The following is a 21,063-nucleotide window of genomic DNA, read 5'->3' on the forward strand; positions in this document are numbered from 1 at the left end:
TCTGCGCTCTACCGGGTGAGGTCTCCGACGGTAGGGCGGCGGAGAGAGGAGGCAACAGAGTCGAACCGACCATTCCCGCGTGACTTTCGCCATGGCGGGCCGGGCGGTGGTCTTCCGGGCTCACCTCGAGTACTGGCCAGCGGCGTGCTCGCGCATGCTGCCGAGCGAGGTAGGGGCTGTGCGCGGCGGTAGAGGCGGGGTCTGATGTCCCGTCCGATGCATGACCTTCGTCTCTGTCGATGATCCGCCCGAAGCGCGATCCTCGAAGCTGATGGCGCCGGTCGTCGGAAGCGGTGGACGGCGATATCGGAACGAATTTCCCGCCCAGGCCACCCGCACACCGCGTAAGGCAGTGAACCCGGCCCTGAAAGGAACTCGGCATGTCCACTGAGGAGTCCTCGCGCCTCGCCACACCGAACTCGTCGATCCTGGCGGCGGTGGACGGGTCCGCCAGTTCATACCAAGCGGTGGCCTGGGCGGCCGCCGAAGCGGCCTTGCACCATTGCCCGCTGCACATCATCACGTCCATGGCCATACGCACCGGTTTCGGACCTGGCATCTCGCTGGGAGAGGCCGACCTGGAGTGGATGCGCAAGGACGGCGAACGCATCCTCACCGAGGCCGCACGGGTCGCGCGCACAGCCGCGCCCGGCGATGAGCCCGCGATCACCACCGAGGTGAGCTTCGAACTGGTCATTCCCCTGCTCATCGAGCGCTCCGCGCAGGCACGGATGCTGGTGGTCGGTAGCCGCGGGCTCGGCGCGTTTCAGCGGGGGCTACTCGGTTCGGTGAGCACCGCGACCACTCATCACGCGCTGTGCCCGGTCGCGGTGATCCATGAAATGTCGGCGATCGACCCGGTATCGGCCCGTCAACCCGTGCTCGTCGGCGTCGACGGCACCGACAACAGCGTGCCCGCCGTCGAACTCGCCTTCGAGGAGGCATCGCGGCGGAAAGTGGAGCTGGTGGCGCTGCACGCATGGAGCGACACGAGCGGTCCGGACGTGCCGGTCCGAGCATGGGACGAAGCCCGCGAATCGGCGGAAGCGGTGCTGGCCGAGAGTCTCGCCGGCTGGAGCGAACGCTACCCGGATGTTCCCGTGCGCCGTATCGTCACCGTGGATCGCCCGGCGCGATCCCTGCTCGACGAGTCGGCGACCGCGCAATTGGTGGTAGTGGGCACGCACGGTCGAGGCGGCTTCGCGAGCACGGTGCTGGGGTCGACCAGCAATGCGCTGCTGCACTCGATCGACGTGCCGATGATCGTCGTCCGTTCGAGATGACGACCGGACCGGGCATCGCCGCCCGGGGGTCGGGAGGTTGGTTCGTGGTGACGGTCAGCGGTTGAGGTAGGCGGCCAGGCCACCGAGTTCCTCGTTGGCGATGAACACCGAACGGACGTTGATGATGGCCTCTTCGACGTGGGTGGTGCAGCCCCAGGCCGAGTCGCCCCACGAATCGGCGATCTTCAGCTCGGCCGGCGCGGTGCAGCCTGCGGTGCCGCCGAGCTGGCAGTGCTCAGGGTGCGGCGTGGTGGCCTGTACGGCAGCCGCGGCTCGCATCTGGGCGGCGAGCTCGGCGGCGGCAGCGGCGCGTTGCTCGGCATCCTCGCGGAACTGGCGTTCGGCGCGTACCGCCTTGATGGTGGCCAGGCGCAGCTCCAGATGCTGCGCGACCTGGTCGGCGAGATAGCCGAGCACGGTCCTCTGCACCTCGCTCAACTCCCGGGGCACGGCGTCGATTGCGGTAACGGTGCCGAGGTGGTGCCCGTCGGCGGTGACGATCGGGGCGGCGGCGTAGAACCGCAGCCCCAGCTCACCACGTACCAACGGATGATCGAGGGTGCGCGGATCCGTGAGCGCGTCGTTGACCACGTACGGGCCCTCGGCGCAGAACGCCGAGGCGCACAGTCCCGGTTCCGTGCCGACCTGCGCGACACCATCCAGTCCCTTGGCCGCGGCGAACCAGACCCGGTCGGCGTCGACGATGCTGACCGTGGAGATCGGGGTGCCGCACACCGCTGCGGCGGTCGCCGCGATGGTGTCGAACTGGCCGTCGGTCGGAGCGTCGAGGATCTCGTAACGATGTACCGCAGCTAGCCGGGCGGGGTCGGTGAGGGCGGTTCTGTCAGCGGTGATCGACACGGTGTGGTGCTCGCTTCCCATGGGGGTGTGCAGTCCGGGATAGAGAGTACGTGGTTGCGGCGGTCATGCCGCATCCGCTGTGGCTGTCGTGATGCTGGCGCGGTCGAGGACTCGGTACACCGTCGAGGGCGACACCTCGAACAGCTCCGCCAGTTCGGCGATGGTGTGACGGCAACCTCATCACGTACAAGACGCGCGACTGACCTTTGATGACACCCGCGTCCCAGCGTTTTCCGGCGGTCAGGCGCTTTCCTCCAGCACGGGCTTGGCTTGGGTGGCCCGGTTGGTGGTCTGGACTATGTGAGCCGGACTCGGTCCGCGCCGATGGCGACGCCGACGATCGTGCATGGTTCGGTGCCGTGGTTGCGCCAGGCGTGCCGGGTCCCGTTCTGGATGACCACATCGCCTGCCCGCAATACTCGTTGCTCGCCGTTATCGAGATCCAGTGTGACCTCGCCCGAGGCGATCAGAACGTAGTCGAGGCTGTCGGTGGTGTGCATCCCGCCGGCACCGGGCTCCTGGACGGCCATCGCTCCCGGCATCTGCCGTTCGAGTTCATGCAGAGCCTTCGTCACGTCGAGGTCCGGGGGCGGGACCATTTCGCCCGGCGGGACCGTGTTGATCATGAAACGAGATCCGTCTCGGGGTGGGTACCACGCCTCGGCGCCGCGCGGGGAACCATCGTCCGGGAACGTGGGTCGCTCGTCTCGGCCCCACAGCCGGTAGGCGGCGAAGCCGGGCATCAACTCGGTCGTGATGGCCTCGACATGACGATCGTCGACCACCCGGGACTTACCCTCGGAATCGTGCCCGGTGACCACCCGCCGAACCGTTGGATGCTCCATCCGATCACAGCTGCCGGTCTGGAAGGCATTCTCTCTCAGACGCTGATAATTTGCAGGAGTGGTTCAAAAGGTCTACAGCTGCATGACGCATGTCTCGGGCTCAATCCCAGGGAGTCGGCCCGGTCTGTGATTCCCAGGCAGCGAGTGCTCTCGCCGGGACGAGCGAGATGCCGACCTTGGCCGCGTACGCGCGTGCCTGCGGGGTGAACGCATGTGCGGTGGTCACCACGGCCGCCACGTCGGCGCCGTGGATGGTGTGCGCGGTTCCGCCGAACCGTTGCACGTCTTGGCTGCCTACGGTGCGGCCGTTGTGATAGCGCTTGGCTTGCAGCACGATTCGGCGGCCGTCCGGAGCGCGGGCGATCACGTCTGCGCCCAGATCCCCGGATCCGCCGACCACCCGGACATCGGTGCAGCCGTCGCGGCGGCACAACGCGGCCAGCGCTTCCTCGAACTCGGCGGGGCTCAGCGAGTTCTGGCGTAGGGCGGCCAGCACCCGCGCGTCATCGCGAGCACGTACCCGGCGGCGATGCCACACAGCCAGCACAGCAGCACCGACAGCGACCGCCAGCGCGCACACCCCTGCGGATGCGAGTGCCACGGTGTGCTGTTCGGCGATGTCCGCGACCTTGGGTGCAACCACCACCGCGGCGACGGCTGCCATGAACATCAACGCCGCCGCATCCGATCCGCGGCGACCACGTCGTCTTCCCATCCTCGTGCCCCCTTCAGCAGCCTGTCCGGCCCTTTCTCGGCCTGGCGCGAGCGCTCAGCCGATCTCGATTGTCACGGCTATCGTCGGATTCCGCCGCCTTTCGGGGGTCGTGAGAAGGCCCGGTCCGCCAGCGAGTCACTGTGCGGCTGCTCCCGCAACCCGGCCGCGCCGTACCAGCGGATCACCGCCCACAGCTTCAACGCCCGGAACCTACGCTCCAGCGGCACCTGCCAAAGTTGGCCGCGGTGAAGGTATAGACGACGTAGCGACCACGGCCGATACCGTTGCGTACCACCTGCCCGCCGGAGGCTCGGTGCAACGCGGCGAGCCAGTCGCGGACATGCTGTTCCAACTCGGTACACGCCGGGCTGGTCTGCCAGAGCATTCCCTGGACACGCTCACGACCAGGCGCGACTTGGCCCGATTCCACGCTGGGCAAGGCGATTACGCCGTGGCGCTGCAGCTCGCCGCCGACCTCCCTGAGATCTGGCGACGGCTCTACATCCCAGAATCGTGGGACCATCGAGGTACGACCTCACGCTTGGCTTCGAAGCTCGCGGTTTCGAAACGTGATGGGTCATGGCGACGACCGAGAGTTCACCTCATCGACGGAATACAGCTCGGCATCCGGCAGGAAGCGGCTGGTCGAACGCCGCTTCAAGGCTGACTCGTAGGTAAGCCCGGCCTATGCGGCATCCTGTCGCCGATCGTTACCGACGGCGGCGCGGACCTCTGCTATCAGCCGTGTGATCAGGGGCTCGGGTGCCTGATCGTTCCATACGACAGCCAGGTCGAAGGGTTCGGCGTCGGTGAGCTCGACCCAGCGCAGGTCGCCGATGGGCATCGCGGCGCCGAGCGGCTGGGGCGCGATCCAGATACCGCGGTTACGGCCGACCTCGAGCAGGCAGTCTTCGACGGTGGGCACAACCGGGCCGAGCGGAGCTGAGCGGCCGTCGGGTCTCGGGTCGGCGGTCCAGAACCGTTGTGCCTGTTCGGAGGTGAGGATGTCGGGACGCACGACAGGATCCTCGGCGATGTCGGCGAGCGTCACGCTCGTGCGGTGGGCCAGAGCATGCCGCGGCGACAGCGCCACAGTTCGGGGATCTCGGCGCACCGTCGCGTGGTGCAGACCGACGTCGGCGATCGGCAACCACATGAAGGCCGCGTCGGCGCGACCGGTATGCAGTAGTTCGAGTTCGTGCTTGGGGTGTTGGGCACTGCTCAACGTCACCTGCAACCCGGGAACCATGGACTCGAGCGCATCGGCTACGGCGACGGCGAACAGCGCGGTAGCTGCTGGGCAGCAGGCCAGACGGAGAGTGCCGGTTTGAGCATCGGCGACTGCGCGCACTCGTTGAACCAGACGGCTGAGGTCGTCGACGACCGCCGCCGCGCCGAGCGCGAGTTCCTCACCGGCTGGAGTGAGGAGAACCCCCCGTGAGGTGCGCACCAACAACGCCACCCCCAGCGAACGTTCGAGCTGTTGCACATGCGTCGACACCGCTTGTTGTGTCAGGTGCAGCGCCACTCCGGCGCGTGTGATGGACCGCTCCTGCGCCACGGCCAGAAATGAACGCAGATGCCGAAGATCGAGGTCGCTCACGGCATCACCCTAGCTGTCACAACGATTCGTTGTGCGCCGTCACAGGAGATCGCTGTTTCCTTCTCGGTGCCGGCGTCGCCAAGATCTTGGTGGGGCAGCGCTACACCTTCCAACCGGCAGCATGGGCGTCCGTCCAGTGCCCGACCTGCCCGAGACGAGTCGGAAAGAACAGGATGAGAAGTATTCGAAATGACCATCGGCCGGTGAAGGCTGCTGCTCCGCCAACCGCAGGTGTGCGGCCGACAGGAGTCGCCCGATGAGCATGATCGACGAATCCGTCGCGGCAGAGATGCGACGGCTGGCCGATCGCCAGGCCGTGATCGAGCTGTGCACGCGGATGGCCTGGCACACCGACCACCGTGAGTGGGACCTGCTCGAGACTGTGTTCGCCGATGAGGTGCATCTGGACTACACGAGCCTCAACGGCGGAGAACCCTCGACGCTCGCACCGGAACAGATCGTCGAAGGCTGGTCACGGGTACTCGGCGGCTTCGACTCCACTCAGCACCTACTCGGCAACTCGCTGGTCGACGTCGTCGATGACACCGCGGTGTGCACTGCGCAGTTCCAGGCCACGCACCGTTTGGCCACCGGATACGGCGACTCGTTGTGGACGCTCGGCGGCACGTACCGATTCGACCTGCGACGTGTCGGCGACAACTGGCGGATCACCGGCGTGGTGATGCACGCACGCTGGGGTGACGGCAACGAAAAGCTGATGGAACGTGCCTCCAGCCGATCCACACACTGACCGGCAGAGGTGCAACCTCGATAGCAACCGACGTCCGCGCGCGACCGTGCGCTGCGTCCTTGTTCGCCTGAAAGGCATTTCTTGACGACTCGACACAAGGTCGGCTTCCCCAGCGGGGATGCCACCCTCATCGGCACATTGTTCCTCCCCGACAGCGACGACCCAGTCCCCGGAATTGTCGTGGCTGGGACCTGGACCAGCGTCAAAGAGCTCATGGCCGACCGCTACGCCGAACACCTCGCCGACCGCGGGTACGCCGCGCTGTCGTTCGACTTCGCCGGCTTCGGCGAATCCAGTGGCACGCCGCGCGAGGTGGAGAACCCGGCACGCAAGATCGACGACATCCACCACGCCACTACCTTCCTGGCCGCACAGCCGTCGATCGACTCCCACCGTCTGGGAGCGCTGGGAATCTGTGCTGCCGCGATGTACATGGCAGGCAACGCCGCCCGCGACCCGCGTATCGGATCGCTCGCCCTGATCGCACCGTGGCTGCATGACGCGGCCATCTGCGAGGCCGTCTACGGTGGCGCGGAGGCGGTCGCCGAGAAGATCCAGATCGCCGAACAGGCCCGGGCGCACTTCGAGGAGACCGGCGAGATCGACTACGTCTCCGTGGTCAGCACGACCGACCCACGCGCAGCCATGCCCTACGACATCGACTTCTACCTCAACCCGGCTCGCGGCGGAATTCCCGCCTGGCCCAACCGCTTCGCTGTCCTCGCCTGGCAGGACTGGCTCAGCTTCGACTCCATCGCGTTGGCGCCCCAGATCACCCAACCCACCCTGCTCGTGCACAGCGAGGATGCCGCGATCCCCGACGGCGCCCGCCGCTTCCACGCCGGACTCGCCGGCCGCAAGGACATCCTGTGGACCCAGGGCAGCCAGTTCGACTTCTACGACCAAGACCCCCAAGTCACGCTGGCCACAGACACCGCCGCCGCACACTTCGGAAGGACCCTTCGTTGATTCTCGTCACAGGCGCCACCGGCAACGTCGGCGGCGAAGTCGTCCAAGCACTCCTTCGGGAACAGCAACCGGTCCGCGCGCTGGTACGCGAGCAGACGGACCTGCCGGTCGAGCAGGCCGTCGGCGATTTGAACGAGCCGACCTCGCTCGCCGCCGCCGTCGACGGTGTCGATGCGGTGTTCCTCTTGCCCGGCTACCGCGACATGCCGGGCCTGCTCGCCACGATGCGGTCGGCAGGAGTGAAACGGGTCGTGTTGCTGTCGAGTCTGGCCACGGTCGCCACCGCCACCCGAAACGCTGTCTCCGAGTTCATGATCCGCTCCGAAACCGCCGTCCGGGAGTCAGGTCTGGCCTGGACTTTCCTGCGTCCCAATGCCTTCATGTCCAACGCACTGCGCTGGCTGCCCCAACTGCGGTCCGGTGACGACGTGCGAGACGGCTTCGCTGAGGTGCCCATCGCCTCCGTCGACCCCTACGACATCGCGGCCGTCGCGGTGCGGGCACTGCTCGACTCCGGACACGAGGAACGCATTCACAAGCTGAGCGGCCCGCAACGGCTTTTGCCGGCCGAGCGGCTGGCGGTTCTCGCGCAGGTGCTCGGGCGCGATCTGCGCTTCCATCCGCTCACCGACGAGCAGGCCCGTGCCGACATGAGCGCACATATGCCGGAGGAATACGTCCACGCCTTCTTCAGCTTCTATGGTGACCGGACACTCGACGAGTCCCAGATCTATCCCACGGTCGAAGAAGTGACAGGCCGTCCCCCTCGCACCTTTCATCAATGGGCAGTGGCTCACGCAAACGACTTCCGCTGAATCTTGCCGACATGAGACTCCGCAGCGGGGTCTCAGGAACGATGAGTGGCTCGGACGGGTTTGGGGAGTTCGGCGGTGACACGGCCCGCGGCTTTGATCGTGGCCAGGACGGGCGTGACTTCCAGCGCCTGGATGTCGCCGACGTGGCCGAGGCGGCGGGTCAGGTAGTGGTGCAGTGCGCCCGGACCCGAGCACATCGCTTGTGCCACCAGGTTACTCGGGCCTGTGGTGGCGTGCACGAAGGCCAGTTCGGGGTGCCGGGCCAGTTCGGCGGCGACGTAGTCGAGCCGGGCTGGTGCGACCGACATCCACAGCAGTGCCTGGGTGGTGGCGCCGAAAAGGGTGTCGTCGACCTGGACATCGAAGAAGATCTCGTCGCGTGCCCGTAGATCGGCCAGGCGGCGTGCCACGGTAGCCGCCGACCAGCCGGTGGCCGCGGCCAGCTCGGCCAGTCCCGCCCGCCCGTCGGCCTGCAGTGCCGCCAGCAGGGCATCATCCGTGCTCGACAGCCCGCGTCCGGAGACGGGTCCGTCGCAGTTGGGCGTGAGCTGTCGCCGCTGTTGTTCGTTCAGTGTTGCGACCTGTCCGTGCCAGGGGGTCGGGCCGCCCAGATAGGTGTGCAGTACGTAATGGGCCGATACCGTCGTGATGGCCGCGGTCCGGGGGATCTCCTGTAGCAGCAGTGAGTGCGCCGCGTCCGCCCCGAGCGGGGTGCGCACGATGAGCAGGATTTCCGTGCCGCCGGACAGCAGCTTGATCCACGAGGTGTCCGGCCGGCGAGCCAAGGAGTGCGCGAGCGTACGCGCCGTCGCCGCGGTGGCACCCAGGCGTACCAACCAGCGCGTGTGGTCGTCGCGGTCGAGGTGGCTCGAGCCGATCACCCGTAAACCTGCCTCCGCGCGCAGCCGCCGGTAGCGGCGCGCCACCGTCTGGGTCGACACACCGAGCACCTCACCGATGCGACTGAATGGTAGGCGGCCGTCGATGTGCAGAGCATGCACGATCCCACGGTCCAGCTCGTCGATGACGATCGAATCTTTCAACATCCCACCTTGAATGGAAAATATCCGCGAACCTGACATGGTGCGTGGATATTTCTACCTCCCGGATCGAGGCTGATCGAGTCGCGGGGACAGGCCCCGAGGCAACGATCTACCGAAGGACCGCCAATGATTCTTGTTACCGGTGCTACCGGCACTGTCGGCCGCGCACTCGTCGACCAGCTCGTCGCTGCGGAGGTGCACGTACGTGCGTTGACCCGGCGGGCCGTCGCCAACCTCCCCGATGCCGTCGATGTGGTTCCAGGCGACCTGAATGATCGCAGCAGCATCGCCGCGGCGCTGCGCGGTGTGGATCGCGTCTTCCTGCTGTCCACCGGCCCCGACATCCCCGTCCACGACGCCAATGTGCTGCTCGAGGCGACGCGCGCAGGCGTCTCGCATGTGGTCAAACTGTCCTCGGGCCGCACCGGCGACGACACCGCCACTGACCCCATTCCGAGCTGGCACCGGCACGGCGAACAGGCGCTGCGCGACAGCGGCCTTGCGTGGACCATCCTCGGCCCACTCGGCTTCATGGCCAACGCGCTGCACTGGGCCGGGTCGATCCGCAACCAGAACAGCGTGTTCGCCACCTACAGCCACGGCCGCATCGCCGTCATCGATGAACACGACATCGCATCCGTCGCCGCCACCGTGCTCACCAGCGATGGTCACGACGGACAGACCTACCTGCTCAGCGGACCGGAGGCGTTGACCCCCGCCGAGATGACCGCGATTCTCGCTGACGTGTTGGGTCGCCCGCTACGATTCGTCGAAGTCGAACCGTCCCGCGCCCGTCAGACGATTCTGGACCACGGCCAGTCCGAACTCATGGCAGACGCCATCATGGCGCTGCGCGCCACCGCACTGGAATCGTTCACCTCCGCTGTGCACCCCACGGTCCAGGACATCACCGGCGTCCGGCCGAACACCTTCCGCGAGTGGTCCATCCGGCACGTCACGGACTTCGCCTGACACACCGGAAGCCCGATCGGACACACCGCCAGGTCATCCACTCCACCACCAGCATCACCCCAGCTTCTGAGAACTCCACCGGCGGCTTGGTGTTCCGTTAGCCGATCGGCCGTTCCGCGTCGGATACTGCCGCCGCTCCACCGACGAACAAGACGGCTGGCGTCAGTCGAGGATCACCACCAATGCGTCGTCGCTTTCGCCGTGTCATACCTCGACCTGGGAGCCCATGATCACGGTCCGCTCGCGGGGCAACCCGAAGTAGTCGGCGGCGTCGGAGGTGAGAAGGAGGTGGCGATGAACAGGCGTTTATGGTGCGACTCGCTCCCTACGCAGGCATTACCCGGACAGGTTCATGCGGTCGGCGCCGCGTGGTCGCGCCCTCTCAGCCCGGCCTTCGCTCGAGCTCCCGCGGTGGTGTGGCCGGCGAATCGTACACGCGCGGTAACACATGTTTGGAGGCGAGTTCGGCGTCGGTCAGGCGGTCGCTGATCACCGAGTTGTCGATCGACTCGATGCCCGCCACCTCCCGCAACGTTGTTCGAGTGGATCCGGGGCCAGTGCTCCAGCCGGACTTCCGGATCGCGGTGTGATTCGGTTCGTCGCTGGTAGTAGCTGTGGCGGGCGCGGCATCGGTGTCGGCGTCGCCAGTGTGACGGCGCATCCCGTGGCCGATGGGTGCGGTCATCGACGTCACCGGAACGTTGTGCGGGCGCGTGAGGCTCGATGTGTAACGGTCCGGTGCCGGGCGAGATACTATTTGCCGTAACGAGTTCGAAGCTCGTCGGGGTGGTGATGGAGGGCAGTGACGATGGAACGCACGGGCATTTCGTTCGCCGTGGTCAACTCGGGTTCGATTCTGGGAGATACGAATGCGTGAGACGCCGAAGATCGTGAGTCTGACGGCGGCTCTCGCCGCCCTCGCGATCCCCACGGCCGCACAGGCAGTCGCGGAGGCGTCGGTCTCGACGGGAACGGACGAACCTCGCGTCTCGGCGGCACGGGAGGAGGCCCTGCCGGAGCCTCGGGTTGCGTTGCCGGACGACGTCGAGTTGATGAGCTTCACGACGCATCGCGCCGGCGATGGCAGATTGTTCGCGCGGCATGGTTCTCATTCGTCTCATTCATCCCATTCATCTCATGCATCTCATGCGTCTTCCAGTCCAGGTTTCGGCCGACCCGATGTGCCGAAGCCGGGTTACATACCACCGCCTGCCGTGACCCCACCGGCCGCTCCGCCGCCCGCAGCCGCTCCGCCTCCTACCACCACCCCACCACCAAGCTCGCAGCCTGCTTCCGATCCGTTCTCCCTGGCGTGCACGCGGGCAAAGGAGGGCCTTGGCCTGAATGAGATCGCGCGCGAGCTGCAAGAGGTCTTCGCCCTCGCTGCGACCGAGGCTGAGGATCTTGCCCAGCGAGCATTGGACCTGTGTACGGAGGTTGACACGACCGCGGTGCCCCCTCGGTGACCGAGCAGTGCAGTTGCCTTCGAACAATGTCAGGTGCTCTCGGCGAGTGCGGATTCCGCGTTCTGTGATGGGATCGAGTGATGTCAGGGTCTGATTTGGTTGTCGACTTCAGCAGGTCGGTGCAGTCGCTCGACGCGCTGCGGGAGGCCGCTTACCGTTTGATCGGGCAGGCGACATGCCAGATCGACGAAGCGGACGGGCGATACGTCTGTCGGCTCTCACCAACGCAGTCACAGCTTCGGGGCGATGAGTTGCGCACTCATTTCCTGAATCTCGTGACGGACGAGAACCTGCGCGAGAAGGTCGGTCGCGAGACCGGCCGGTTTCGCGATGTCATCGTCGCGTTGGCATTCGGATCACTGGCCGAGGGGGAGTGACCGTTGGTCGGCTTCGCCTCAGCGGACTCGTTCCATCCCGACACGTCCCGGCTGCGACTCCTGCCCATTCGGTTCGAACGGCTCGGTGCAGACCGCTTCCTCGTCGGCAACATGGTTGGCGACATGGCGGAAATGACGGCAACCGAGCTGGAGCGGTTGTGCGCGCTCGATCTCACCCCTGGTGACGGGCTCTATGAAAGGGCTTTCGAGAAGCTCTTCGTCGGATCGGCCGATCAGCGCGCACCGCAGCAGCTTCTCGCCCTTCGTCTGCGTAGCCGCCTGAGCTTCCTGCGCGCCGCCACGCCATTGCACCTGTTCGTCGTCACGCTGCGATGCGAGCACTCCTGCCCGTATTGCCAGGTGTCGCGTCAGAGCAAGGACCGCGTCCGCTACGACATGGACAACGCCACGGCGTCCAGAGCACTGGATATCGCTCTGTCCGCGCCGGCGCCGATGATCAAGATCGAGTTTCAAGGCGGCGAGCCGCTGCTGAACTTCGAGCTCATCCGGTGGATCGTCGTGACCGCTGAGGAGCGGGCGATGTCCCTGGGCAAGCAGTTGCAGTTCGTGATCACGACGAACCTGGCGCTCCTGGATGACGAAGTGCTCGAATTCTGCGCTGAGCACGATGTTCTGCTCAGTACCTCACTGGACGGGCCGCGCGATCTGCACAACAAGAATCGGCCCCGTCGTGGCCAGAACAGCTACGAACTCGCGGTGGCCGGAATCGAGCGCATTCGAGAGCGGCTCGGCCCGGACCGGGTTGGTGCGTTGATGACCACCACCGAAGCGAGTCTGGATCGTGTGGAGGAGATCGTCGACGAATACCTCGCGCAGGGTCTCGACGGCATCTTCCTGAGGCCGTTGTCTCCGTACGGTCATGCGATCAAGACCAAACAGTTCCACAAGTACGATGCCCGAGAATGGCTCGAATTCTGGAAGCGCGGTCTTCGCTACATCCTGGAGATCAACAAGTCCGGCCACCGGTTTCCCGAGTCCTATTCGGCCCTGATCCTTCGCCGGATGCTGAGTGATGAGCCCATCGGGTATGTCGATCTGAGAAGTCCTGCGGGGATCGGTCTCGGTGCGCTGGTCTACAACTATGACGGCACCGTATTCGCCTCCGACGAGGCACGGATGCTCGCCGAAATGGGAGACCGCAGCTTCGAACTCGGCAACGTACATGAGCATAGTTACCGGGAGATGGTGTTGTCCGACACGCTCGTGTCGGCGGTGGCGGATTCGCTGACCCAGACGGCGCCACAATGCTCGACGTGCGTATTCGAGCCCAACTGCGGCGCGGACCCTGTGTATCACCACGCGACGCAGGGAGACCTGCTGGGGATCAAACCGCTATCCGAGTTCTGCGAGCGACAGAAGGGCGTGATCACCCACTTGTTCGAACTGTTGGAACACTCACCCGAAGACGCCGCCGTTCTCCGGGAGTGGGCGTCGTGAAACCTCTTCAGCTTGTAGGACGATCACCGGCGGCGGACAACGTCGGACTCGGGGACGAGAACCGGATCGTGCGGCTCCGCCCCCCGAACAGTGCCCCGTCGGATGATCGCGATGCCGCGCTGATCGTCGACGATTGCGACTGGACGGCGGCGCAGGCGAATGGATTCCGGATCGCGGTCGGGCGCGACACGTGCCCGGACGGCGCATCGTCGAGCTACATCCGACTTCCGGCGGGGTTCGCCGAGGTCGGCGATGGCGATGTGATGAGCATCTACCCGCGGTCGGGTCGAGTGAGGCTGCTCTACCGTCGGTCGTCGCGACACAACTTCTTCCTCGTCACCGAACGCTGCAACAACTATTGCCTGATGTGTTCGCAGCCGCCGAAGAAGGTCGATGATGGCTGGCTGATCGACGAGATCGCAGAGGCACTGCCACTGCTCGACCCGGCGACTCCCGTACTGACATTCACCGGCGGGGAACCGCTCACCGAATGGCGCCGATTCATCGGGCTGCTGGAGCTGTCGCGGGATCTCCTCCCGGGCACCGCAATCCACGTGTTGACCAACGGGCGCGCCTTCTCCGTTCCCGAGGTCGCGCGCGCCTGGGCCGAGATCCGGCATCCGCAGCTCTCAGCAGGTATACCGATCTACGCGGCGGTGGATCACATTCACGACTATGTGGTTCAGGCCGCGGGCGCGTTCGACGAAACTGTTCTCGGCGTGCTCCGACTCAAGAACCTCGGGCAACGGGTCGAGATTCGTATTGTTCTGCACGCCATCACCGCACCACGCCTCCGTGAGACCTGCTCGTGGATCGCGCGTAATCTTCCATTCGTCGATCATGTGGCTCTGATGGGCATGGAAAACACCGGCTTCGCGGTCGCCAACGACGCCACACTGTGGATCGATCCCGTCGATTACCAGGAGCAGTTGAAGGCCGGTGTCGACGCCCTGTCCGTCGCCGGGGTGAACGTTTCGATCTACAATCTGCCCCTGTGCGTCCTCGATGCCGGCATCCGGCCGTTCGCGGTGCAGTCGATCTCGGATTGGAAGAACGCGTACGTCGCGGAGTGTGACGACTGCTCGGTGCGCCACGAATGTGCCGGCTTCTTCTCGACAGGGCGACCGAGGTTCAGTCGCGGGATAGCCGCTATCTAGCCTAATTCTTTCACGAGGTGGGTGCTGGCATGAGGGGTTTCGGATTGGTGTTTCGATCCTAGATTCGCGATGAGTTTCCCCCGTTTGTTGAAGGGTCCTCCAGAGAAGCGGGGGAACCTCACGGAACGGTTGTGGGGCCGAGACAGCCACCACCGCTTGACAGAGGAGCATGCGGCACTCCCCGCCTCGAGCGCGGCTTGAAGTACCCGCAACGTGTTCGTTGCCTTGGAAGTCTCAGATGTCGGGGTACGGCGCTGCGTGCCGATCCATTGGCGGGCACCTGCGGATTGCGCGAGCACTGAGGTCGTGGGCGAAACAGGTATACCGCGGGTCGTTCGGCCGTCGCCCGCCGCGTCTTTCCGGAACAGGCTGGAGCGGAAACCGGTCAGCACCTTCTCGGGGAGGCCCGTATGCACCCGTCAGACCTGAAGAAACCTGCGCATTCCCTCGGCGACGGCAGGCAGCCGTGCGCGGATGACGTGTTGATGATTCATCGTTGCGTGCGGTGCGCCAAGCTGCTCGCGCCGATCACGTCCGGGTGTTCGTCGTGCGGATCCGGCGAGCTGGAGCGTGTGCCGTCCTCGGGTGCGGGTTCGGTTGTGTCGTGGCGGGTGGTGGATCGTGCCCCGTTCGATCGGCAGGGTGGGTTGGTGCCGCTGATGATCGCCATCGTGGCGCTCGATGAGGGCCCGTGGGTCTACACCTGCCTGGAAGGCCAGATGCCCTCGTCGCCGAACGGGGAGGTGCGCGTCCGGTTCCAGCCCCATCCGTGGGAGGACCGGTTCCCGGTCTTCGCGGTCAGTGCCGATCCGCGGAGTCGGCATATCGGCCCATGAATACCTCTGTCCGCTCGCGACTGATCGATGCACCGCTCACGAGATCGGTCTGTCGACCCAGGCCCACTTTGCGGCGGGTAGGTCGGTGTCCGACCAGCGGCCGTGCTAGCAGCGCGGCGAATCATGGTGCGAGTCATTGGTTCCAGGGCGATAGCAGTCGGGTGAGAACTCGGCGGAGCTCGGCCTGAGACAAGGGGGCGGCGCCGATCACGACTTGGCGTTGGATCAGTCCGTCTACGACGACGGTGACGGCCTCGGCGGTCAGAGCGGGTTCGGACACTTCGAGTGTTTCGAGTAGCCGTTGGGTGAACTGTACAAAGGCGCGGCGTTGCTGATCGAACAGGTCCCGCAGCTGTGGGTGGAACTGGGCCTCGCCCAGTAGGAGGTGTCTTGCCAGTGCCCGCCGACGTGCCGGTCCGGTGGTCATGGCTTCGATGAGGGAGGCCATGAGTTCGGCCAGTTGTGGGATCGAGGTCGGGTCGAGGGCCGACACATCGGTGAAATGGGTGACAACGAGCTCGTAGTCCCGGGTGAACAGCTCTTCGACAGCCATGGCGACGAGCTTGCCGCGGGTGGGTGCGTGATAGTTGACCGCGCCGGGGCCCATCCCGGCTGCGGCGTCGACTGCCCGGTGGGTGAGGCCACGCACGCCGTGGTCGGCGAGCACATCGATCGCCGCCGAGGCGATACTGCGGCGCCGCTGGGCGACGTCCGTACGGGGGGGCTCGCTCATGACGGCATCGTAGAGCGCAGCTTCGGCACCGCCATCGCTGCTGGTTGCCGAAAACGGGTGAACACCGGGGTCGCGATCAGCGACGGACGCGGCCTCGGAGTGGGCAGTGTGTGATCCGATACCGCGGGGCCTGGCGCAAGCGAAATTCGCATCGGTGAACGCGCCGGCAGTCGACGGGAGGCAGGCATCGATGCCTGGTCGCGGAGAGCCCGGATCGACACCGTCGTCAGGCGCTGGCAGCCGAGGTCATGTGGGCTACCGACCAGGGCGCGAACTCCCAGCCCTGTGTTGTGTCACAGAGCTGGGTCGACAGCCAGCGGCGCCGACGCACCTCTTCTAGTCTCAACAGGTGTTGAGAAGCTGGTGGATGTCGCGGCGCGCGATGCTGTCGATGATCACAACTGTGGGGGCGATATTGGCGATCGAGGACTCGACGGGCGCCGGGCGCGCCGCCCCTGCGGGAGAGACGCGTTATCAGGGGTATTCCGCCGAGGACCGGCTTCTGCCCTATGCGCGGTTCTTCACCGAGCGCACGCTGCCCGCGCCCGCGGAGGTCGCCGTGGCCTATGCGGGGCCTGCGACCGATCCGCAGCTGATTCCGGAGTTCGACTGTCTGCCCAGTGATTTGAGCCCGAGCGGATACTCTGCGGTCGAGACCGGATACGGGCACACGCGATCGGGCGTGACGTGGGTGGCCGTGCGGACGGTGATGCCGAGAGTCAGTGCGGCGATGTGGGATTGGTGGTTCGGCTGGCATATCGCCGAGTCGGCTCGCTACAAGCTCTGGCATCCCGACGCGCACCTCTATGTCGGTGCCGCGCAGTCGCGGACCGCCGCGGGGCTCGGTGACCGTGAGAAATACATCGGCAACACGGTCTATGTCGATGAGTACATCGGCGCCAGGCTGCAGCAATTGGCCATCAGCTTCCACGACCCGGCGTTGCTGGGCATGGAAGTGCCCGATGGTCACACGATCATTTCCGGCCGGGTGGGCAGCAGCGTGGCGCCGCTGGATGTGGGGTGGCTGGCGCATCAGGTCCGGCCCGTGCCCGGCGGGTGCGAGATGCGCAGCCGGTTCTATCTGAATCTGTACGGCCCGCGAGTGCCCGATGCGGGGCAGGCCGCGCAGGCAGTAGCGCGCGGAGCCGCTGTCGATCCGGCCGATCTGACGCTCGGGCTGGATATGGCCCGCGAGCTTCTCCTACACTGCGGACAGGAAATGAACCATCTCGCCACCTTCCTTCCCGAACTCCACCGCGCATTCACAAGCTAGACCCGTCAGCGGAATCCATTGCGACCGAGATCTATCGGCGGCGAGAGCAGCTGCGCTGGCCAACCGCGGGATTGAGCCGTCGGCGTGGGGATCTGCTCGAGTTCGTGGGGCCGCGTGCACCCGTACCACAGCGCACCAACCCCCGGTCGGCCTCTCACTCCGTTCCTCGGTCACCTGTCACGGCCCGAGAAACAACCGTTCACACGGCAGACGCGGCGGACGATGCTCGGCGCTCGAATTGCCGACCACCTCGATCGTGCACCAGCGAGATTTCGCCCAATCGTGCAGCAGATTGCCCACCGCGGCGGCCGAGACCACATAGTCGAACGCGATGCCGCCCACCCACAGCCGGACAAACACATCCCCGCCGAAAGCCGACGGGCCAACCTCGTAGCGCGAGAGCCCGGCATCCGCCACCCGCGCCGAGCCAAGCTTCCCGCACCGAGAGCGGGGGTGCAGCCCCTGCGGATCGGCCTGTATCCGAGACGGGGCCGGCCTCTCACGATCGGGGACGGGCGAACAAATAGCCGGACCCACCGGGGCGGTAGGTCGCGTCGCTGTCGGTGCCATGAGGTCTCACAGTCAGGGGTACTGGTCGTGCCATCGAAGGGATCGACACCGAGGTTACACGGCAACAATAATGGTTGCAATGTTGCAAACTGTGGATCTCAGCGCGCTCGCGCAGCGCCGCCTGATCGTCGATGGGTAGCCAGCACAGTCCCTCGGGGGCATGTAGTAGGTGCAGCGCAGATTGCAGCGATCGGTGAGAGCTACGCACAGATCCTTGGCGACGCGGCCGAAACTCGCGAGGGCTGCCATGAACATCCCCGCCCGGCGGCCGGCGATCAGTCAGGGCTCGAGGCTTCGCCGACGCAAGACATCACATTTGAGAGCACATGCTCCATAACTAAACCAGAGCACATGCTCCAATTCTCGAGTGAGTAACGTCACCAGGCCCGCTCCGACGAGGCGCGAGGCTCTGAACTGGGAATATGTCGCGCGCGAGCGCGAGCGGGTTAGTTATGGAGCGAGTGCTCTGTTATGCTCCGGTCATGCCCCGCCCTCGCGTACATGCCCTGGATCCACTCATGGATGCCGCCGAACGGCTGGCCGTCGACTCCGGACCCGCTGCCGTCACTGTCCGCGCGCTCTCGGAGGCCACCTCGGTGTCCAACGGCGCGATCTATCACGCCTTCGGCTCCCGCGCCGGGTTGATGGGGCGTGTCTGGCTGCGCGCCGCGCAGCGGTTTCTGACGCTGCAGCGCGAGGCGGTCGACCATGCGCTGGCCGCAGGCAACTCCCACGAAGACGCGATCGAGGCGGTCGTCGCCGCCGCCGACACCCCCGCCGAATTCCTCCTCCAGCAACCGGTCTCGGGGCGTTTCCTGCTGACCGTGCCGCGCCGGGAACTCCTCGGTTCCAGCGAGATCCCCGACGACATCGCCGAGCAACTACGCCGACTCGATCAGACCCTGACCGAGCTGTTCGTGAACCTGTCGCGCGGCGTGTTCGACCGCGCCGACCGCGAGGCTGTCGCCGTCGTCCGCGATTGCGTGGTGGAACTGCCCACCGCGCTGCTGCTGCGCGGCCGCCGAAACCCCGATCCCGCGGTGCGTCAACGCCTCGCCGCCGCGGTCCGAGCGGTACTAGCCATACCTCTTCCCAGCGCCACTCCCACCACAACGAAGTGAAAGGAAACACCATGACCGCGAACCTGCACTACCAGGACAAGATCGCCGTACTGAACCTCGGCGACGACGAAAACCGGTTCTCTCCCGACTGGCTCGACACCGTCAACACCCATCTCGACGCCGTCGAGCGCGACGCCCAGGGCCTGGTCACCACCGGCAGCGGCAAGTTCTACTCCAACGGTCTCGACCTGGACTGGCTGATGGCCAACGGCGACCGCGCCGAATGGTACGTCGGCCGCGTGCAGGAACTGTTCGCCCGCATCCTCACCTTCCCGCTGCCCACCATCGCCGCAGTGAACGGCCACACCTTCGGCGCAGGCGCCATGCTGGCCATCGCCCACGACTACCGCGTCATGCGCGAAGACCGCGGTTACTACTGCTTCCCCGAGGTCGACATCAACATCCCCTTCACCCCCGGCATGTCCGCGCTCATCCAAGCCAAACTCGGCCCCCAGGCCGCCGTGACAGCGATGACCACCGGCCACCGCTTCACCGGCCCGGACGCCCTGGCCGCCGGGCTCGTCGACGCCACCGCCACAGAAACCGAGGTCCTCACCACCGCCATCGCTCGGCTCACCCCCATCCTCGGCAAGAACCCCGCCACCCTCGCCGCCATCAAGACCACCATGTACAGCTCCGTCACCGCGGCACTGCGCTGACACCGCTCGAACCGAGGAAGACCGTCGATGACAACCACCACGGACAAGCCGGCCAGCACCAATCTCGCACTCTGGAACACACTGCAGCGCCTGCCATTCGGCAACTGGCTCTTCACCCAGGCGCTGTGTTTCAAAGCCCCCTATTTCCGCAGCGTTCACCCCCTCATCCAAGAGCTGCGACCCGGACTGTGCCGAGTCAGCGCCCCCAACCGGCGCAGCGTCCACAACCACCTCGGCACCTACCACGCCATCGCCTCCTGCAACATGGCCGAGCTCGCCGGCGGCATGATGACCGACGCCACCATCCCCGCCACCCACCGGTGGATCCCGGTCGGTATGACCGTGGAATACAAGTCCAAGGCAACCACCGCAGTGAACGCCGTCGCGCGCCTCGACCCGATTCCCGAGTTCGGTGATGAACCCACCGAACTCGTCGTCCCGGTCGATGTGCTCGACGCCGACGGCAACGCCTTCGTCACCGCCCGGATCACGATGCACGTTTCCAAGAAACGCTGACGCCCACACCGATTGACAAGCCACCTGGGAAGGTTCGACAGTCACGACTCAATCGGCTCCGAAGGCTGGCTGCTTGTTCCGGATGGTCGGGAAGGTGCTGATCACACCTGCCACCCAGGTGGTGACGATCCACGGCCGCCGAAACCGTTCGGAAGACTCACCGAAGCGCTGCGGAACCGGAACCGGCAGCGGAAGACGCGGAGCGAGGGCGGGGCAGCCAATTGTATTCTCTGCGCAGCAACGCATCCGCGGATTCCGTCGCCCAGGGCAATCGGACAGCGAGGTCGTCACCGAGCCGCCACAGCTGGTTGTCCCAGCCACGCGCGCCGAGCCGTACAGGGTGATCGGCAAGACTGGGCGCGGGCCGGGATCCACCAAACTTTCCGGAGGCCTCGCCCATCGGCCGACGCAGACAACAACTTCAGAAACGAGGTGAGGGTGGCACTGCGACGCGGTGCCACCCTCACCTCGTTTCGACACAGAACCTAGCCGGCGAACCCTGGGCACAGGTTGGTGGTGGCGGCGCTGACGAAGAGCACGCCCTGGTGGAAGTGGTAGGTGGTCTCGACCGCGGAGATCTCGTCGAGTACCGAGGTACCGCCGCGCAGGTGATCGCAGGTCGCGTACCCGGCGGCGACCATCTCGTCGGGCTTCTTGCCGGGCAGGGTGGCGTTGTTGATGCTGATCTCCTCGAGGAAGGAACCCTCGGCACTCGGGTCGGCGGTGGCGGTGGTACCGCCCAGCACGGTTGCGCCGAGCGCGGCGGCGGTGACGGCGGTCGCGACGGCGAAGGTGCGGAAGCGGTTGCGGGTGATCCCCATGATGTAGTTCCTGTTCGAGAGGTGTTGTGGCTGTGGAACTTAATGATTCCGCCCCGGCGCTCCCGGAAGTAGCCACCCCAGGGATGAGTCGGGCACCCCCCTTGTGGCGCGCTGGACGCACGGGAAGGTCCCCGGTGCACGGACGGGGCCGCGCCCGATAGCGCGAGGTTTATTTTTCCGGTTCTGGTCAGTCTGCTGCCGGTCGTGGGCGGAGCGACC

At 65.9% G+C, this 21,063-nt stretch carries 23 protein-coding genes and 2 pseudogenes; 14 read left to right on the forward strand and 11 right to left on the reverse strand.

Annotated elements, in window-relative coordinates; genetic code table 11:
- Positions 1–380: 380 nt before the first annotated feature.
- Positions 381–1,283 carry a universal stress protein gene (locus tag NB3_RS19390; RefSeq protein WP_067805214.1) on the forward strand — a complete coding sequence of 301 codons (903 nt, stop codon included), beginning with the start codon at positions 381–383 and terminating at the stop codon, positions 1,281–1,283.
- Between the two features lie 54 nt (positions 1,284–1,337).
- Here NB3_RS19390 and NB3_RS19395 read toward each other — a convergent pair whose 3' ends face one another.
- The 5 genes and pseudogenes from NB3_RS19395 to NB3_RS19415 form a co-directional block, all read right to left on the reverse strand.
- Positions 1,338–2,144, reverse strand: coding sequence for a GAF domain-containing protein (locus tag NB3_RS19395; RefSeq protein ID WP_218020602.1), 807 nt, complete (start codon positions 2,142–2,144; stop codon positions 1,338–1,340).
- A 63-nt stretch (positions 2,145–2,207) separates the two neighbouring features.
- Positions 2,208–2,309: pseudogene (locus tag NB3_RS36820) on the reverse strand (helix-turn-helix domain-containing protein); the annotation flags it as partial.
- A 131-nt stretch (positions 2,310–2,440) separates the two neighbouring features.
- On the reverse strand, positions 2,441–2,965 hold the full coding sequence (locus NB3_RS19400; RefSeq protein WP_244891976.1) for a cupin domain-containing protein: 525 nt from the start codon (positions 2,963–2,965) through the stop codon (positions 2,441–2,443).
- Between the two features lie 124 nt (positions 2,966–3,089).
- The gene (locus NB3_RS19405) at positions 3,090–3,704 is read right to left on the reverse strand and encodes a restriction endonuclease (RefSeq protein ID WP_084823482.1); all 615 of its coding nucleotides are present in this window, start codon (positions 3,702–3,704) and stop codon (positions 3,090–3,092) included.
- Between the two features lie 685 nt (positions 3,705–4,389).
- On the reverse strand, positions 4,390–5,307 hold the full coding sequence (locus NB3_RS19415; protein ID WP_067805230.1) for a LysR family transcriptional regulator: 918 nt from the start codon (positions 5,305–5,307) through the stop codon (positions 4,390–4,392).
- Positions 5,308–5,563: 256 nt separating this feature from the next.
- On the opposite strand from NB3_RS19415, the gene NB3_RS19420 reads away from it, so the two are divergent.
- The 3 genes from NB3_RS19420 (at position 5,564) to NB3_RS19430 (ending at position 7,842) form a co-directional block, all read left to right on the forward strand.
- On the forward strand, positions 5,564–6,058 hold the full coding sequence (locus NB3_RS19420; RefSeq protein ID WP_067805232.1) for a nuclear transport factor 2 family protein: 495 nt from the start codon (positions 5,564–5,566) through the stop codon (positions 6,056–6,058).
- A gap of 81 nt (positions 6,059–6,139) precedes the next feature.
- Positions 6,140–7,027 carry an alpha/beta hydrolase gene (locus NB3_RS19425; protein ID WP_067805235.1) on the forward strand — a complete coding sequence of 296 codons (888 nt, stop codon included), beginning with the start codon at positions 6,140–6,142 and terminating at the stop codon, positions 7,025–7,027.
- On the forward strand, positions 7,024–7,842 hold the full coding sequence (locus NB3_RS19430) for an NAD(P)H-binding protein (protein WP_067805238.1): 819 nt from the start codon (positions 7,024–7,026) through the stop codon (positions 7,840–7,842). The genes NB3_RS19425 and NB3_RS19430 overlap by 4 nt, the downstream gene beginning before the upstream one ends.
- A 32-nt stretch (positions 7,843–7,874) precedes the next feature.
- Here NB3_RS19430 and NB3_RS19435 read toward each other — a convergent pair whose 3' ends face one another.
- A complete protein-coding gene (locus tag NB3_RS19435; RefSeq protein ID WP_244891977.1) occupies positions 7,875–8,885 on the reverse strand; it encodes an Lrp/AsnC family transcriptional regulator in 1,011 nt (336 codons plus the stop codon).
- A gap of 126 nt (positions 8,886–9,011) precedes the next feature.
- Here NB3_RS19435 and NB3_RS19440 point away from each other — a divergent pair, with 126 nt between their 5' ends.
- A complete protein-coding gene (locus tag NB3_RS19440) occupies positions 9,012–9,857 on the forward strand; it encodes an NAD(P)H-binding protein (RefSeq protein ID WP_067805245.1) in 846 nt (281 codons plus the stop codon).
- Positions 9,858–10,239: 382 nt separating this feature from the next.
- Here the strand turns inward: NB3_RS19440 and NB3_RS35640 are convergent, their stop codons facing one another.
- Positions 10,240–10,551 carry a hypothetical protein gene (locus NB3_RS35640; protein ID WP_169810711.1) on the reverse strand — a complete coding sequence of 104 codons (312 nt, stop codon included), beginning with the start codon at positions 10,549–10,551 and terminating at the stop codon, positions 10,240–10,242.
- 175 nt (positions 10,552–10,726) lie between these two features.
- Between NB3_RS35640 and hxsA2 the strand changes: the two genes are divergently transcribed.
- The 5 genes from hxsA2 to NB3_RS19460 all read left to right on the forward strand — a co-directional run bounded on the left by hxsA2 (position 10,727) and on the right by NB3_RS19460 (position 15,151).
- Positions 10,727–11,323: a His-Xaa-Ser repeat protein HxsA2 gene (gene hxsA2, locus NB3_RS36825; protein WP_218020604.1), complete on the forward strand. Its 597-nt coding sequence runs from the start codon at positions 10,727–10,729 to the stop codon at positions 11,321–11,323.
- Between the two features lie 119 nt (positions 11,324–11,442).
- Positions 11,443–11,700 carry an HxsD-related protein gene (locus NB3_RS19445; protein WP_169810712.1) on the forward strand — a complete coding sequence of 86 codons (258 nt, stop codon included), beginning with the start codon at positions 11,443–11,445 and terminating at the stop codon, positions 11,698–11,700.
- A gap of 3 nt (positions 11,701–11,703) precedes the next feature.
- On the forward strand, positions 11,704–13,158 hold the full coding sequence (gene hxsB / locus NB3_RS19450; protein WP_067805252.1) for a His-Xaa-Ser system radical SAM maturase HxsB: 1,455 nt from the start codon (positions 11,704–11,706) through the stop codon (positions 13,156–13,158).
- Positions 13,155–14,315 carry a His-Xaa-Ser system radical SAM maturase HxsC gene (gene hxsC, locus NB3_RS19455; protein WP_244891978.1) on the forward strand — a complete coding sequence of 387 codons (1,161 nt, stop codon included), beginning with the start codon at positions 13,155–13,157 and terminating at the stop codon, positions 14,313–14,315. The genes hxsB and hxsC overlap by 4 nt, the downstream gene beginning before the upstream one ends.
- Before the next feature lie 410 nt (positions 14,316–14,725).
- Entirely contained in the window at positions 14,726–15,151 is a 426-nt protein-coding gene (locus NB3_RS19460) for a Zn-ribbon domain-containing OB-fold protein (protein WP_084823484.1), read from the forward strand.
- Between the two features lie 133 nt (positions 15,152–15,284).
- On the opposite strand, the gene NB3_RS19465 is transcribed toward NB3_RS19460, so the two are convergent.
- The gene (locus NB3_RS19465; RefSeq protein ID WP_067805258.1) at positions 15,285–15,884 is read right to left on the reverse strand and encodes a TetR/AcrR family transcriptional regulator; all 600 of its coding nucleotides are present in this window, start codon (positions 15,882–15,884) and stop codon (positions 15,285–15,287) included.
- A 349-nt stretch (positions 15,885–16,233) separates the two neighbouring features.
- Here NB3_RS19465 and NB3_RS19470 point away from each other — a divergent pair, with 349 nt between their 5' ends.
- A complete protein-coding gene (locus NB3_RS19470) occupies positions 16,234–17,157 on the forward strand; it encodes a DAPG hydrolase family protein (RefSeq protein ID WP_244891979.1) in 924 nt (307 codons plus the stop codon).
- 177 nt (positions 17,158–17,334) lie between these two features.
- On the opposite strand, the gene NB3_RS19475 is transcribed toward NB3_RS19470, so the two are convergent.
- Together NB3_RS19475 and NB3_RS36830 are read right to left on the reverse strand one after the other, a co-directional pair.
- Complete coding sequence (locus NB3_RS19475) at positions 17,335–17,574, reverse strand: hypothetical protein (protein ID WP_067805260.1); 240 nt, start codon at positions 17,572–17,574, stop codon at positions 17,335–17,337.
- 280 nt (positions 17,575–17,854) lie between these two features.
- Positions 17,855–17,982, reverse strand: a pseudogene (locus NB3_RS36830) (GTP 3',8-cyclase MoaA); the annotation flags it as partial.
- A 227-nt stretch (positions 17,983–18,209) separates the two neighbouring features.
- Here NB3_RS36830 and NB3_RS19480 point away from each other — a divergent pair.
- Genes NB3_RS19480 through NB3_RS19490 form a run of 3 tightly spaced genes read left to right on the forward strand, consistent with a single transcriptional unit; the run spans position 18,210 to position 20,023 of the window.
- Complete coding sequence (locus NB3_RS19480; RefSeq protein WP_067805263.1) at positions 18,210–18,848, forward strand: TetR/AcrR family transcriptional regulator; 639 nt, start codon at positions 18,210–18,212, stop codon at positions 18,846–18,848.
- A gap of 11 nt (positions 18,849–18,859) precedes the next feature.
- Complete coding sequence (locus NB3_RS19485) at positions 18,860–19,507, forward strand: enoyl-CoA hydratase/isomerase family protein (protein WP_067805603.1); 648 nt, start codon at positions 18,860–18,862, stop codon at positions 19,505–19,507.
- A gap of 27 nt (positions 19,508–19,534) precedes the next feature.
- Positions 19,535–20,023: a hotdog fold domain-containing protein gene (locus NB3_RS19490; protein ID WP_067805265.1), complete on the forward strand. Its 489-nt coding sequence runs from the start codon at positions 19,535–19,537 to the stop codon at positions 20,021–20,023.
- Between the two features lie 485 nt (positions 20,024–20,508).
- On the opposite strand, the gene NB3_RS19495 is transcribed toward NB3_RS19490, so the two are convergent.
- Positions 20,509–20,844 (reverse strand): DUF732 domain-containing protein, encoded by a 336-nt coding sequence (locus NB3_RS19495; protein ID WP_067805268.1) that lies wholly within the window; start codon positions 20,842–20,844, stop codon positions 20,509–20,511.
- Positions 20,845–21,063 lie beyond the last annotated feature (219 nt).

This window comes from Nocardia beijingensis NBRC 16342, assembly GCF_001612785.1.
GTDB lineage: Bacteria > Actinomycetota > Actinomycetes > Mycobacteriales > Mycobacteriaceae > Nocardia > Nocardia beijingensis.